Annotated in this window: 11 protein-coding genes and 3 tRNA genes; 12 read left to right on the top strand and 2 right to left on the bottom strand. The window is 50.6% G+C overall.

Annotated elements, in window-relative coordinates:
• Positions 1–4: 4 nt before the first annotated feature.
• A complete protein-coding gene (locus HUU10_10755) occupies positions 5–2,116 on the bottom strand; it encodes a M3 family metallopeptidase (protein NUQ82076.1) in 2,112 nt (703 codons plus the stop codon).
• A gap of 123 nt (positions 2,117–2,239) precedes the next feature.
• On the opposite strand from HUU10_10755, the gene HUU10_10750 reads away from it, so the two are divergent.
• A complete protein-coding gene (locus HUU10_10750) occupies positions 2,240–2,551 on the top strand; it encodes a hypothetical protein (protein ID NUQ82075.1) in 312 nt (103 codons plus the stop codon).
• 31 nt (positions 2,552–2,582) lie between these two features.
• Complete coding sequence (locus HUU10_10745; GenBank protein NUQ82074.1) at positions 2,583–3,086, top strand: hypothetical protein; 504 nt, start codon at positions 2,583–2,585, stop codon at positions 3,084–3,086.
• Here HUU10_10745 and HUU10_10740 read toward each other — a convergent pair whose 3' ends face one another.
• Positions 3,087–4,169, bottom strand: a complete 1,083-nt coding sequence (locus HUU10_10740; protein NUQ82073.1) for a calcium/sodium antiporter — start codon at positions 4,167–4,169, stop codon at positions 3,087–3,089.
• Positions 4,170–4,390: 221 nt separating this feature from the next.
• Here HUU10_10740 and HUU10_10735 point away from each other — a divergent pair, with 221 nt between their 5' ends.
• The 10 genes from HUU10_10735 (at position 4,391) to HUU10_10690 (ending at position 14,638) form a co-directional block, all read left to right on the top strand.
• Positions 4,391–7,369, top strand: a complete 2,979-nt coding sequence (locus HUU10_10735) for a starch-binding protein (protein ID NUQ82072.1) — start codon at positions 4,391–4,393, stop codon at positions 7,367–7,369.
• Between the two features lie 212 nt (positions 7,370–7,581).
• Positions 7,582–8,571 carry a c-type cytochrome gene (locus HUU10_10730; GenBank protein ID NUQ82071.1) on the top strand — a complete coding sequence of 330 codons (990 nt, stop codon included), beginning with the start codon at positions 7,582–7,584 and terminating at the stop codon, positions 8,569–8,571.
• 54 nt (positions 8,572–8,625) lie between these two features.
• A tRNA-Met gene (locus HUU10_10725) sits at positions 8,626–8,698 on the top strand.
• A 38-nt stretch (positions 8,699–8,736) separates the two neighbouring features.
• Positions 8,737–8,810 (top strand) — tRNA-Met (locus tag HUU10_10720).
• Between the two features lie 72 nt (positions 8,811–8,882).
• A tRNA-Met gene (locus HUU10_10715) sits at positions 8,883–8,957 on the top strand.
• 222 nt (positions 8,958–9,179) lie between these two features.
• Positions 9,180–10,490, top strand: a complete 1,311-nt coding sequence (tilS, locus tag HUU10_10710; GenBank protein ID NUQ82070.1) for a tRNA lysidine(34) synthetase TilS — start codon at positions 9,180–9,182, stop codon at positions 10,488–10,490.
• Positions 10,430–11,029 (top strand): hypoxanthine phosphoribosyltransferase, encoded by a 600-nt coding sequence (gene hpt / locus HUU10_10705; GenBank protein ID NUQ82069.1) that lies wholly within the window; start codon positions 10,430–10,432, stop codon positions 11,027–11,029. The genes tilS and hpt overlap by 61 nt, the downstream gene beginning before the upstream one ends.
• Before the next feature lie 9 nt (positions 11,030–11,038).
• A complete protein-coding gene (locus HUU10_10700) occupies positions 11,039–12,955 on the top strand; it encodes an ATP-dependent metallopeptidase FtsH/Yme1/Tma family protein (protein NUQ82068.1) in 1,917 nt (638 codons plus the stop codon).
• Positions 12,952–13,572 (top strand): hypothetical protein, encoded by a 621-nt coding sequence (locus tag HUU10_10695; protein ID NUQ82067.1) that lies wholly within the window; start codon positions 12,952–12,954, stop codon positions 13,570–13,572. Before HUU10_10700 ends, HUU10_10695 begins: the two co-directional genes overlap by 4 nt.
• A gap of 1 nt (position 13,573) precedes the next feature.
• Positions 13,574–14,638, top strand: a complete 1,065-nt coding sequence (locus HUU10_10690; GenBank protein ID NUQ82066.1) for a DUF4837 family protein — start codon at positions 13,574–13,576, stop codon at positions 14,636–14,638.
• Positions 14,639–14,681: the final 43 nt, after the last annotated feature.

Here is a 14,681-nt window from a genome sequence, read left to right as displayed (position 1 = left end):
TTTTTTAGTTCAATCCACGCCGTTTCAGCAAAGCATCTATTTTGGGTTCCCTTCCCATGAAAGCTTTGTACATCTCCATGGCATCGCGGGTGCCGCCCACTGCTAATATGTTATTCCGATACGACTGAGCAGTTGTCTGATCGAATATGCCCCGTGCTTCAAATGCGGTCCAGGCATCCGCATCCAGTACTTCGCTCCACATATAGCTGTAGTAACCCGAAGAATAACCGATCGGATCACTGAAAATGTGGTTGTAATAGGTGCTGCGGTACCGGCTGACGATTTGAGGAATCAGACCGATCCGGTCAAGGGATGCTTTTTCAAATGCAATCACATCGCCGGTCAGGGGCGTGGTCCGTGTATGATAGTCCATATCGAGAATAGCAGCGGCCACATATTCAGTGGTGATAAATCCCTGATTGAATTGTTTGGCCTTTTTGATTTTCTCGATCAGACCAGCCGGCATGACTTCACCGGTCTGATAGTGAGTTGCGTAAAGTTTCAGCATCTCTGGTTCAAAAACCCAGTTCTCGAGAACCTGAGATGGAAATTCAACAAAATCACGCGGGGTGGAGGTCCCGGAAATAGAAGGATAAACACAATCGCTCAGTAACCCATGAACCGCATGCCCGAATTCATGGAATAAGGTATTGGCATCATCCACACTTAATAATGCCGGTTTATCCGCCGTTGGTTTGGTGAAATTACCAACGTTTACCACAATCGGAATAACCCGGTTACCCTGTATGTTGCTCTGATCACGGATGTTATTCATCCAGGCACCAAATCGTTTGGTATTGCGGTAGTACCAGTCGGAAAGGTAGATTCCGATCAGTTCCCCTTTTTCATTTTTAACCAGATACGTCCGGACATCCGGATGGTAGGTAGGCAGGTTTTTCACTTCTTCGAAGGTCACTCCCCACAGTTTATTGGCCAGAATGAAGGTTCCGTTGATCACATTATCCACCTTCAGGTACGGACGTATTTCTTCTTCATTCAGGTTATACATTTTCTGCTTAATCTGCTCGGCATAATACCACCAGTCCCAGGATTGCAATTCGCCCTTTACGCCTTCCTTCCGTGCAAGTGTCTGCATGGCAGCCAACTCGCTTTTTGCCTGTTTCAATGCCGATGGCCACACCTGATTCAGCAAGCCATACACCCGATCGGCATTTCCTGCCATCCGGTCTTCAAGAACATAGGCTGCATGGGTCGGGTACCCGAGCAAATTAGCCCTTCTCAACCGGAGATTGACAATCTCACGCAGGATTTCCTTGTTGTCGTACTCATTGTTATTGTTGCCCCGCATAATGTAACCCTGGTATAACTTCTCACGAAGATCCCGGCGGGTCGAATAGGTCAGGAACGGATACATGGAAGGACGATGAATGGTGTAGACATATTTTCCAGCCAGGTTGCGCTCTTTCGCTGCTTCCTCACCCGCCTTCCTGATGTCGGGAGGCAAACCAGCCAGATCGGTGGAATCGAGTTCAATCTGGTAATTATTGTCTTCCTTCTGAACATTGTTGCCAAACTTCACACCCAGCATGGCCAGTTGTTCGTTAATCTTTCTGAGGGTATCCTGGTCGGCAGGAGCCAGATTGGCACCGTTCCGTGCAAATTCACGATACTTGTTTTCAAGTACTTTTTTCTGTTCCGTAGTCAGACCCAATGTCTCCCGGGAATCATATAGGGTTTTTATCCTTTTAAACAATTCCGGATTGAGGAGAATGTTATCATTATGAGCCGACAGTTTCGGACTGATTTCCACTTCAATGGCCGAGAGGGTATCGGTTTTCAGCACCCCGGTAATGTTAAAAAACACACCGGAAACCTTCCGGAGCAACTGCCCGGATTTCTCCATGGCCTCAATGGTATTTTCAAAGGTTGGTGCCTCAGAACGGGATGCGATGGTATTCATTTCATCCAATTGTTCGGCCATTCCTGCTTCAAAAGCCGGCAGGTAATGCTCTGGTTTGATATCCTGAAATGGCGGAACTCCGTGCGGAGTGGTCCATTCTGCAAAAAATGGATTGTTCTTGTTCATATCGGTTTGATTGGGTTGACAGGCTGATAACATCAGAAGGGATGCCGTCAGCAAAAAGAAGCGATTCATACCTGGTCCTTTTTGATTGACAGTCAAAAATAAAACATCAGCTATTCAGGCGGATTCAAATCAGGTTTATATTTTCTTAAGAACACCTACTTCCGCTATCTTCATCACAAAAAACGGAAAATCATGCACCTGACTCCGGCTCAACGACGACAAATCATGCACACCCGGCTGGTTGGCGCGGGATTTCTTCTGATATCCCTTTTTCCGGTACCGGATGAATTTTCGACCCTCACCCGACTGGTCGTTACTGTGGTTTGTTTTCTAAATCTGCTTTCAACCGGAAACCGTCATAACATCTGGCCGATCATGTGGTTCGCGGTAATTGGATTGGTATTCAATCCGCTTTTCCCGCCGCGTCTGACTGAAATCATGTGGATGGTGCTTTCTCTGGTGGCTTCCGGGGTGCTGGCTTTTTCCTGGTGGAGGCGTTGGTAAATCGATGAGGGATGGTATGCGGATGATATGGATGACAGTCATTTTTCTGTTTGGCAGTTTGGCTGCCTGGGGTCAGAACAAACACACGGAACACACCCTGAAACTGGAACCTGGGGTGAAAGGAAACCAGATTGTGCTGGATTCTCTTCACCACCTTACCGGCTACTGGAAGGGTGAAGCTTTAGGTGGATTGGTTGAGGAGTTGTGGCTGCCAGCATCGGGCGGGCAGATGACCGGCTTATTCAGACTGGTGGTTGCCGACACACTGATATTCACCGAGCACATGCAACTCGGCACGTGGGATGGTGTTACTCAGATGCGGATCAAGCATGTATCACCCGATGGGGCCACCTGGGAACCCAAAGAAGAGACCACCCGGTTTTCATTTATCCGGATGGAAAACAACACCTGTTATTTTTCCGGACTGACCATCGACTTCGGTACGAAAGATCACTTGATTTTCTATCTGGCCATGAAGAAAAAGGATGGCTCATCTTACGAAGAGTCATTCAGATTCAGGCGGGTAACGCTTTAATCACATGTCGCGCAGCCGGTCAAAATCACCCTGATGGAAGGCTCTCCAGGCAATCAGGATGATGGTAATGACCGTTACCGGGAGTAAAAACCAAATCATGGTGGCACTGAAGGCCGGAAGCGCATCGTGAGACGAGGCCTGAAGGACCAGATAGGTGGCATAGGCTATGTAATAGAACAAAAACAACCCGCCCTCAAACCGGTCAATCAGGTGCCCGTGAAGAAAAATAGGCATACAGGCCACGGCCACGGCCAGCATAATGGGCAGATCGAAGGTGATGAGGGAATTGGCAACGGGCAATCCGGATCCGCTGAAAAGGGCAGAAATGCCGAGAACCCCGAGGATATTGAAAATATTGCTTCCGATTACATTCCCGACAGCAATGTCACGCTGTCCGCGGATGGTCGCCAGAATGGAAGTGGCAATTTCTGGAAGAGAGGTCCCAACGGCCACAATCGTGAGTCCGATAATCAGTTCGCTTAACCCAGCCAGCCGGGCAATATAAACCGCCCCATCCACCATCCAGTCCGAACCGAGAATCAGGAGCGCCAGTCCACTCACGATAAAGAGAATGTGACGGAACGTTCTGGAATCGGGTAACTCAATCTCCATGGTTTCAGGCTCGGTCGTTATCGTCTGGTCCTTTTTTACCAGAAAAATGGTATAGGCCACCAGCATGCCCACAAAGAGAAAACCATCCCAGAATCCGATAAAGCCATCCAGACTGATCAGCAAAACCAACAGGGAAAGCCCGATCATGATCGGAACATCGAGAATGATCAATTGGCGGGAAACCACCAAAGGGGCGATTAACGCACTGATACCCAAAATGAGCAGAATGTTGGCGATGTTGCTGCCGACCACATTCCCAATGGCGATATCGGGCTGACCATTAAAAACCGAGGCCGTACTGACAGCCACTTCCGGGGCACTGGTCCCGTAAGCCACCACGGTCAGTCCGATAATCAGCGGCGATAACCCGATCACCCGTGCCAGCCGGGAAGCCCCTTTGACGAGGATGTCGGCACCCGTAACAAGCAATACCAGACCAACAATGAACAGAAGGATGGTAGTGAGTTCCATTTTAAAGACCCCGGCTATGAAAAGTACAATGGTAAAATAACTGACCGACTTTCAACCCTTCTCACCCGTCGTCAGGTTCCCAATCATTAAATGTGGATGAGAAAGATCAGAAATCAGCGGTTTCCAGTGATCGTCATCATCCGATAAAAGCCCTTTTATTGACTTGATTTTACAATTCCAGGAACTTTGTTGACTCTGTATAACAATTAAGTGAGACAACCATGCAATTAAAACGACTTCTGGTTCCGGCTTTTCTGTTGGCGGCCATTTTAACAGCCCATGCTCAGACCGATTTCCGTGAAGAAACCATTTACTTCCTGATGACCACCCGGTTTTATGACGGAGATCCCACGAACAACCGGCCAACCGAATGGTGTTCCTATGACCCCACCAATCCGGGAAGACAAATCACCGATCCGAACGATGTCACCTGGCGAGGCGATTTCAAGGGTCTGATCGATAAACTCGATTTTATTAAGAACATGGGATTCACGGCCATCTGGATCACCCCGGTGGTGCAGAACCGCGGACCACTGGACTATCATGGATACCACGCCTGGGACTTTACCAAAGTCGATCCCCGATACGAATCGGAGGGCGTCACGTTTAAAACCCTTCTCGATTCGGTTCACGCAAAAGGCATGAAACTCGTTCTCGATGTGGTCACCAATCACTCAGGTCGTTTCGGCATCAAGGGACAAGCGGAAATCAAATACAACACCGATCCCAACCAGCCCTGGGGCAAAGACAAAAACGGAAACACCCTGCAGGATAATCCAAACTGGGAATATGACGGATTGACACCCAACCCCGATGACAACAAAATCTGGAGCCGTGCTAATCTGGCAAAAATGCCGTCACCCTACAATGCGAATCTGGCCGCTCACAACTGGCCATCGAAAGAATCCTATGTTGATACCAGCGATCCCATCTGGTATCACCACTCAGGAAACGGATTTGCCCAGGGTTATGACGACACCGAAAACCTGTACAACCGGGCATTGGCTGGTGATACTCCCGACCTGAATACAGAAAGCCAGGCGGTCCGGGATTATCTGGTGGCAGCCTATAAAACCTTTATTGACATGGGTGTGGACGCCTTCCGATGGGATACCATCAAACACATGGACCGCGCATCGGTCCTGTATTTTCTGGATGAATGGAAAAAGATCAACCCCGATCTGTTTGTATTTGGTGAAGTGGCTCAGAAGCGCCACGAATTACACCCGGTTGAAGAGATCAATCCGCACTGGTACACCTGGCGGGGAGCACCGGGTTCAAGTGCAAACTCGGGAATGGCCGTCATCGATTTTTATGCTCAGGCCACTTTTCACAATGTCTTTGAAGAAGGCGGTGCCTTTTCGGGTGTAAAAAGTGCAGCGCGCTATGATCATCTGTATGCAGATCCTTCCACGAATATGCTCTGGCTGGATAATCATGATTTCGGTCCAAACAACGACTGGAACCGTCGTTACGGCGGATCCGCAGAAAACCTGGCTGCTGCCATGAATTTCATGTTTACCTGGCGTGGCATTCCGATTATCTATTACGGAACCGAAATGCAGTTTATGAAAGGGGCTTATGCAGACATCCACGAGTCTGCCGATATAGAAAAATCCCTTGACCGTACCGGACGGGCTTATTACGGAACAGCCATGAATAATGCCCCAACCAACAAACTCTACAAGCACCTTAAGAAACTCAACGATATGCGGAAGGCCATTCCAGCGTTGCAAAAAGGATCGTGGACCTGGGCAGGCGGCGACCACGGCAATGGGGTTGGTTATGTACGCGAATCGGGCGACAGTTATGTGGCGGTTGGATTGGCAAAAGACGGACCGGTCACCTTTACCTTTACCGGACTGAAGAAAAACGGCACCTACCGCGATGCGGTTACCGGGCATGAAATTGAAGTCACCGGCGGAACACTCAGCTTCAAAGTTTCCCCCTCTTCAGCCGGCATCTATGTCCATAACGGACCGGGACGGATCGGCGAACTCGGCACCGGATTTTTCCAATCCTCCTCAGATGGCGGCGGCGGCGGAAATCCGGGAGGAAAAGTTACAGTCAGTCCAGATCCGGTCAAAGCGGGTCAGCCGGTAACCATTACTTATGACGGATTTCTGAATGACAACACGGTGGTTAACCTGTACTGGTCCTTCAACTCCTGGACCGGCACCACCACCACCTCGCCCATGACGAAAAAGCAGGATGGCACGTGGACTGTTACAGTCAATGTTCCTCAAACGGCCACCGGCACACTCGACTTCGTTTTCAATAACGGGTCGGGAACCTGGGACAACAACAGCAATCAGGACTGGCATTACACCATTACCGGCGGGGGTGGCGGATCCAACCTGACCGTTCACTTTTACAAACCCGAGGACTGGTCCGGCGTAAAAATTCACTTCTGGAATGTGGCCAATGCAACCAGCACCTGGCCAGGGGTCGACATGGTTTCTGAAGGTGAAAACTGGTATAAGCATACGTTTACCGGAGCCACCTCGGCCAGCATTGTCTTCAATGACGGAGCAGGCAAGCAAACGGCCGATCTGACCCGCTCCGGGTCGGAAGGATGGTTTTACAACGGGGCCTGGTATGACTCAAAACCCGATACCGGCGGACCTCAGGATCCAGACATGGATATCTACCTTTACAAACCGGCCGATTGGGCGGGAGTAAAAATCTACTTCTGGAACGTGTCAAGCGGAGCTACCACCACCTGGCCGGGAGTCGACATGACCAGCATTGGTAACAATTGGTATAAGTACACCTTTACCGGTGCCAATTCGGCCAGTATTGTTTTCAACGACGGCGCCGGCAAGCAATCCTCAGACCTGAGCCGCAGCGGAAGCGATGGCTGGTACTACAATGGGGCCTGGTACAACTCTTTGGGTGATACCCCTGTTTCAGTGGATGAAGAACCCCAAACCGCGTTTAAACCGGAACTGTATGAGAATTACCCGAATCCGTTCAATCCATCCACCGTGGTTTCCTTCTGGTTGCCACAGGGCGGATATGCACGTCTGACGATATTCAATGCTCTTGGGCAGGAAATCACCGTCCTGGCCGACGGACTATTCCAAGCCGGTATGGTGACCCGACGGTTCGATGCTCGCGGACTGAGCAGCGGTTTGTATGTGGTCCGGCTGGAAACTCAGGGAACCATTCAGTCACGGCGGATGATCTTTAACAAATAACCCGCAGAACCTGACTTTGCCTTCCTTCTGATCTGTAAAGGGAGGGGTGACGTTCCGATTCAACCGGAACCCGCTCCTCCCTTTTTTTACTTCCATTCCGGTTTTTTTCCTCCGATCCGCAGAAAAATTAACCAAAAAGTCTACAATCAGTTTACATTTTCTAATCTTTTTCTAATCTTTGGTTCACCCAAAAAAAATGCAGTGGAGTGAACATGAAAAAAGTGATTTTGTATGTGGTGGTTGCTCTGGTGGTGCTGATTGCCGGGGCCATCGGAAGTTTATTCCTTTTCTTTCCTGCCGTTGGTCCTTCTCCTGAACTGACAGTGGAAGTGACTCCCGAACGGGTGAAGCGGGGCGAGTATCTGGCCAATTCCGTCTCCGTTTGTATGGATTGTCATTCAACCCGCGACTGGACGAAATTTTCGGGACCATTGGAACCCGGATCATTGGGTAAAGGTGGAGAAGCCTTTACCAAAGCCATGGGATTTCCCGGCGACTACTATGCTCCTAACATCACACCTGCAGGCATTGGTGAATGGTCCGACGGAGATATTTACAGGGCACTGACAGCCGGAGTAAAAAAGGACGGGGAACCGATTTTCCCGGTCATGCCCTTCCATGCCTATGGAAAGATGGATCAGGAGGACATTTATTCTATCATCGCCTATTTGCGTACCCTTCCCTCCATTGAAAATAAGGTACCGGCATCGTCAAGTGATTTTCCGTTTAATCTGATTCTGAGAACACTTCCGGCGGAAGGAACCCCTTCTCCGCTTCCCCCTGCCACCGATACGCTGGCCATGGGTGAGTACCTGTTCAACGCAGCAGCCTGCACCGATTGTCATACACCGGTTGATGATAAAGGGGCGCCCCTTCCCGGCATGTATCTGGCAGGCGGGCGGGCCTTCCCGATGCCATCGGGTACTGTCCGGTCTGCAAACCTGACTTCTGATAAAAAAACAGGGATTGGCACCTGGACCGCTTCACAGTTTGTCAGCCGGTTCAAGGCTTATGCCGATAGTTCTTATCAACCACACACCGTCGCTGAAGGCCAGTTTCAGACCGTCATGCCCTGGGTGATGTATGCCAGCATGACCGAAGCAGATCTGACGGCCATGTTCCGGTTTTTGCAGACTGTTCCGCCGGTCAGCCAATCGGTCACCCGGTTCGATCCGGTCGGCCAACAGACTGCAGGACAGTAATCGCGGCTTGACATTGTCGCGCAGATACCACATCTTTGCAGTCCCTTAAATGATCGCGGGGTAGAGCAGCTGGTAGCTCGTCGGGCTCATAACCCGAAGGTCACAGGTTCAAATCCTGTCCCCGCTACAAAAAAAATGGAATCTGACCGATTCCATTTTTCTTTTGCCGAAGTAGCTCAGTCGGTTAGAGCAATGGAATCATAATCCATGTGTCGGGGGTTCGAATCCCTCCTTCGGTACAGAAAGCAGACTCACAAAAAAGGCGGATCAGATTCCGCCTTTTTTTTTGACAACTGCCTGCCCGTTATTAGTCCGAAGTAGTCCGGCAGCGGCCGGACAATGGAATCATAATCCATGTGTCGGGGGTTCGAATCCCTCCTTCGGTACAAAAAAAACGGACTCTCAAAAAGGCGGACCAGATTCCGCCTTTTTTATTTGGCCACTCTCGCTCTTACTCCGAAGTAGTCCGGCAGCGGCCGTACAATGGAATTATCATCCATGTGTCGGGGGTCCGAATCCCTCCTTCGGTACAGAATCAGACTCAGAATCCGCCTTGTTTCTTGTCCGGCCAAAGTTGCACCGTTCGGTCTGCTTTTCCATCTTCACACATGCATCTGGCTTATCAATCCTTCTGCTCTGTTCTTCAGAGTCTTCCCGGTTCAGACTCTCTACGGGCCATACTTTCTGTTTCGGGCGGGGTGGACAGCATGGTCCTGCTTGAATGTTTCCGGTTGTGGGCAGTTGATCATCCGCAATCGGTCATCCATGTCTTTCACCTGAATCATCTGACACGACCCGGCGAGAATGAGCAGGAGGAGGCTCTGGTCAGAAACGCAGCGGAAGGTGCTCAATTTATATTTCATGGCTTCCGGTGGACTCAACCCTCAACTGCTGGCAACTTTCAGGCCAGCGCCCGGGAGGAAAGGTACCGGCTGCTGAATCAGATTGCCGCAGAGGAAAACCTTGACTGGCTGGTCACGGCCCACCATCGGGATGATGCCATTGAAACCCTGCTTTACCGCCTGTTCACCGGACCTTCTCTTTCGAATCTGGCCCCAATTCCCGTGACCGATCAAAACCGGCTCAGACCGCTCCGGTCCGTCAGCAGGTCCGAGATACTTTCCTTTGCAATCAGGCAACGATTAACATGGGCAGAGGATTCCTCGAATCAGACCGATGATTACACCAGAAACCGCATCCGCCGGAGTCTGATTCCGCTGCTTGAGTCGCTCTTTCCCGATCGTTGGATTCCCTCGCTTGAGACCCTCAGTTCACAGACACAGGAATGCCAGCTGCTTTTACATAATCTGGCCGAATCGGGCCGATCCGAGTGGATCAGTGAGGTTCCCAACGGGTTTAAAATTGATATTACGGGAAATTCGGTCTATAATGATTTTCTGTTATCGGTCCTCATCGGTGAGGAATTTCACACCCGGTGGGCATCCCAACCCGGACCGGGATGGTTGCTCCGTTGGCTGCGGGCCTCCGATACGACCAAACCTGGATTACCGGATGGAATCCGCTGGAAAAAACGGGATTCCTTCATCATATTTTTCCGTCCCCGGTTTGGCGATCAGCAGGATCTGGTAACTGAACCCGTTGGGGAAACAGACCGGCTGAGTGGGAATGATGATACCCCGGTACTTGATGCCGACCGTTTGTTTCACCCCCTGAAGGTCACTTTCCGACGTGCAGGTGACCGGTTTCAGCCTCTCGGCTTCGACAGGGAAATCGGATTGAGTGATTTTTTAATTAACCGGAAAGTACCGGTCTGGCAGCGCGATACCATTCCGGTCATCCGTGACCGGAGTGGAAAAATTATCTGGGTGGCCGGTTTAGCAATTTCAGAGCAGGTAAAATGGACATCTCACACAAACAACTGGATACGCCTCCGTCTGGTCCCCCGGTCCGTCGGGTAAAGGTCAACGGAGAGTGGTTCGACTTGCTGCTGTCTGAAGAACAAATCAGGCAGCGCGTCGTCCAAATCGGAACACAACTTAAAAACGACTATGCAGGCAAGGTGCCCATCTTTATGGGTGTTCTGAATGGTGCATACATTTTCATGGCTGATCTGATGCGGGAATTTGATGGCGATTGTGAAATGGATTTTATGAAACTTTCCAGCTATGGCGACCGGAAAATCAGTTCCGGATCGGTCAGCGTGGTTAAGGATTTCAGCGCAAACCTCGAAAACCGCGATGTCATCATCGTTGAGGATGTGATCGATTCGGGTCTTTCCATGACCTTTATCAGAAATCTGATTCTCAGTCACCGGCCAGCCAGTCTGCGTATTGCAACGTTCTTACACAAACCCGAAGTTTCCACCATCGACTTCCCCATCGATTACACCGCCTTCGAAATTCCGAAATGGTTTGTCATCGGTTACGGTCTGGATTACGCTCAGAAGGCCCGAAACCTGAAGGAAGTCTATATTCTCAGTCCTGATCAGAAAGAGTAAACGCATTCAATGAGTCAGCCCCCGACCCCTCAGCGTCCTTCCGGCGAACCACCAGCCAGATCTGCACGTACATCGACCTGGATCCTCGTTTCAGGTTTGATCATCATCGTTTTGTTCCTGGTGGGACAACGGCTGTTCAGGGGCGATACCTATCACAATCCCGATATTCCCTACAACGAGTTTGTGCGCCTGCTCGATCTGGGGCAGATCACCGAAGTCAATATCACTCAGGAATCCAATTCGGCCCTCGTGACCGGTAAACTGGCCATGGAAGAGCCGTTGCTGCTCACCGATGGAAAAACACTCAAGTTTAACCGGTTTCAGACAACCATTCCCGCTGCCGATGAATCTTTTTCCCGTTTGCTGGTGTCGAAGGGTGTCCGGGTGACCATTTCAAAACCTGGTTACGACTGGACCTTCATTCTCATCACCTCGGCACCCTGGATTCTGCTGATTCTTATCTACCTGTTTTTCATGCGACGCATGCAGGCCTCTGCCAATCCGAGAGGGGAAAAAAACGTCTTTAACTTCGGAAAAAGCAGGGCCAAACTTCAACTTGAAGGTGAACCTCAGGTCACCTTTAAAGATGTGGCCGGGTGTGAAGAGGCCAAGGAAGAGTTGCGTGAAATTGTTGATTTTCTCAAGACTCCCGAAAAATTCACCCGCTTAGGCGGAAAAATTCCGAAAGGCGTGCTGCTGCTTGGCCCTCCCGGAACCGGAAAAACCCTTCTGGCCCGGGCCATTGCAGGTGAAGCCGGTGTTCCCTTTTTCTCGCTGAGCGGAGCCGATTTCGTCGAAATGTTTGTGGGAGTGGGAGCCAGCCGCGTTCGCGATGTATTTGAACAAGGCAAGAAACATGCCCCGAGTATCATTTTCATTGATGAACTCGATGCCGTCGGAAGGCAACGGGGTGCTGGCCTTGGGGGCGGACATGACGAACGCGAACAAACACTGAACGCCCTTCTGGTTGAACTGGACGGATTTGATGAGCGGACCAATGTGATTCTGATTGCCGCCACCAACCGGCCCGACATTCTTGATACTGCCCTGCTGCGGCCGGGTCGGTTTGACCGACAGGTGGTGGTGGACCGGCCGGATGTAAAAGGCCGTGAAGGAATCCTGAGAGTCCATTCGCGGAAAATCCCCCTGGGGAAAGATGTCGATCTGGAATTACTAGCCCGGGTCACACCGGGTATGTCGGGAGCCGATCTTGCCAATCTGGTGAATGAAGCGGTACTGATTGCTGCCCGCGATAATTGCGATGAAGTCTCCATGATTCATTTCGAACGGGCCAAGGATAAAATCCTGACTGGTGTTGAACGGAAAAGTGTGGTGATGAATGAACGCGAAAAGAAAATCACCGCCTATCACGAAGCAGGTCATGCGCTGGTGGCCCGGTATGTTGAATTTGCAGACCCGGTTCATAAAGTGACCATTATTCCCAGAGGCCGTGCACTCGGGGTAACCACCTACCTGCCCACCGAAGACAAGTATTCCTATTCCAGACAGGAATTGCTTGCACGTATTTGTTTCATTCTCGGCGGCCGGGTATCCGAAAAGATTATCTTTGGTGATTATTCGACCGGTGCCTCAAACGACATTGAACAGGCCACCAATCTGGCCCGGAAAATGATCTGCGAATTCGGGATGAGTGATCAGCTCGGTCCCGTTTCCTATGGCTCTCAGGACCGGGAAGTGTTCCTCGGACGTGATTTTGGCTATCAGAAGAACTTTTCCGAAAAAACTGCCGTTGAGATCGATCAGGAAATTCTTCGCCTGATCAGGAACTCCGAAGACCGGGCAGAAAAGTTACTCCGGGATCACATCGCGGTCCTTCACGAAGTTGCAGAAACCCTGCTCGTGCGCGAAACCATTACCGGCGATGACATTGACCAGATTATTAAACGGCACCAGTCCACAACATGAACGCACCCATGACTGCAACGGGCTACACTCCCGAAATCTGGCGGAAAGCCATTCATCTCTCCTCACTGATCTATCCGGTTCTCTATGCCATCTGGCTTGAGAAGGAAGGCATTCTGGCTATCCTGATTCCCCTGCTCATCATCGGTCTGGTGGTGGAATACCTCCGGTTCAGAAATGCAGAAACCCGCCTGTTTATCGAACGGTTTTTTGGTTTTATGATGAGACATCATGAACTCAGTTCGGAAAAAAGAGCCTTTTCGGGTGCCACCTATGTCATCCTTGCCGGCATCATCGTTTTCGGATTCTTCGATAAGGAGATTGCCATCTACTCCTTCTCCATGCTGATTGTGGGGGATGCCTCAGCCGCATTGATCGGAAAAAAATTTGGCAAACATCCCATTGGCAACCTTCAGAAAACCTGGGAAGGCAGTTTTGCCTTTTTCGCTGCCAGCATGATAGTGGCCCTCTTTATCACCGACCTCAGCTGGCCGTTAAAAATTGCCGGCGCCCTGGCAGCAACCCTGATTGAATTGCTGCCATTTTCCATCGATGACAACCTGACCATCCCGGTTGGCTCATCGGTGTTGATGACCCTTTTATTTTTAGCAGGAGTCTGACATGCGCTTTCCCCGTCTGGCCGTCGTTCTGTTCCTGTTGGCCCTTCTCTCTGCCTGCAGTGACTATAAGCCCATGGCCATTGGTCCCGAAGGCCGGATTGTGGTTTTTGCAGATTCTTCAGTTTATCAGGAAGCGAAGCCCTACCTGCAGCGAACGGTTTTCAGGGAAGTTCTGGCCGTCCCACGTCCCGAATCCATGCTGGAAGAAGAATGGCAGGATGCAAGGCAGTTTGAACCGCTGAAGCAACGGGCCTATCTGCTCTTCCTGGCCTCTGCCGATGACACCTCCTTTGCCTCCCGTCTGGCGCTTTCTCTGCTGAGTGATGATGTTAAAAACCTGGTTGCAAAAGGAGAACAAACCACTTTCACCGTCCGGAATAAATGGCGGAACGGCCAGCAGGTCATGTTTGTGATTGCCCCTTCCAAGGATGCCATGGGTCAGACCATCATGAAAGACAGCGCGGCTATTACCTTCGGATGGACCGATTTCACTCTGAAACGGGCTTACCACCACATGTTCCGGCGACACTCCCAGCCCGACCTGGAAGAACGATTACTCGAACGGGTGGGTTTTACCCCACGCATCCAGCACGATTACGTGGTTATTCATGATTCGGTCGGACCCAATTTTGTTTATCTGAAGCGCATTCAGCCCGATCTGGACCGCTGGTTCTGGATTCATTGGTGGGATGCCCCAACTCCCGCCTTTCCCACTTTTTCCAGACTCATGGATATTCAGGATTCGGTTCTGAAAGTACAGATTACCGCCGAAGACAGCACCTATGCCGAGACAGACCGCCGCGCCTTGTCTCAAAAAGAAATCAGTTTCAACGGGTTTTATGGCGTTGAAACCCGCGGGCTCTGGAGAATGAATGATTATTCGCTGGGCGGACCCTTTGTCAATTATACGTTCTACAACGACTCACTGAACCGGATTTACATGTTCAATGGCTCTGTACTGGCTCCCAAATTTCAGTCCAAAGCCGATTTTGTCAGAGAAATGGAAGTCATTGCACGCTCCATCCGTTTCCGTGAAGGAAAAGGGGCCACACCTGAACTCCGGTAATCACTGATCAAACATTGACCTTCCGGTCCATTTTCAGGATTTT

The sequence above is a fragment of the Bacteroidota bacterium genome (assembly GCA_013360915.1).
In the GTDB taxonomy this organism is placed as follows: Bacteria; Bacteroidota; JABWAT01; order JABWAT01; family JABWAT01; genus JABWAT01.
Note: the sequence above shows the minus strand (reverse complement) of the source record. Positions and strands in the feature narration are given on the sequence as shown.

Coding starts and splice junctions, on each gene's coding strand:
- HUU10_10730 (NUQ82071.1), top strand. CDS start 7,582: ATGAAAAAAGTGATTTTGTATGTGGTGGTTGCTCTGGTGGTGCTGATT.
- HUU10_10745 (NUQ82074.1), top strand. CDS start 2,583: ATGACAGTCATTTTTCTGTTTGGCAGTTTGGCTGCCTGGGGTCAGAAC.
- HUU10_10755 (NUQ82076.1), bottom strand. CDS start 2,116: ATGAATCGCTTCTTTTTGCTGACGGCATCCCTTCTGATGTTATCAGCC.
- HUU10_10750 (NUQ82075.1), top strand. CDS start 2,240: ATGCACCTGACTCCGGCTCAACGACGACAAATCATGCACACCCGGCTG.
- HUU10_10690 (NUQ82066.1), top strand. CDS start 13,574: ATGCGCTTTCCCCGTCTGGCCGTCGTTCTGTTCCTGTTGGCCCTTCTC.
- hpt (NUQ82069.1), top strand. CDS start 10,430: ATGGACATCTCACACAAACAACTGGATACGCCTCCGTCTGGTCCCCCG.
- HUU10_10740 (NUQ82073.1), bottom strand. CDS start 4,169: ATGGAACTCACTACCATCCTTCTGTTCATTGTTGGTCTGGTATTGCTT.
- HUU10_10735 (NUQ82072.1), top strand. CDS start 4,391: ATGCAATTAAAACGACTTCTGGTTCCGGCTTTTCTGTTGGCGGCCATT.
- HUU10_10700 (NUQ82068.1), top strand. CDS start 11,039: ATGAGTCAGCCCCCGACCCCTCAGCGTCCTTCCGGCGAACCACCAGCC.
- HUU10_10695 (NUQ82067.1), top strand. CDS start 12,952: ATGAACGCACCCATGACTGCAACGGGCTACACTCCCGAAATCTGGCGG.
- tilS (NUQ82070.1), top strand. CDS start 9,180: ATGCATCTGGCTTATCAATCCTTCTGCTCTGTTCTTCAGAGTCTTCCC.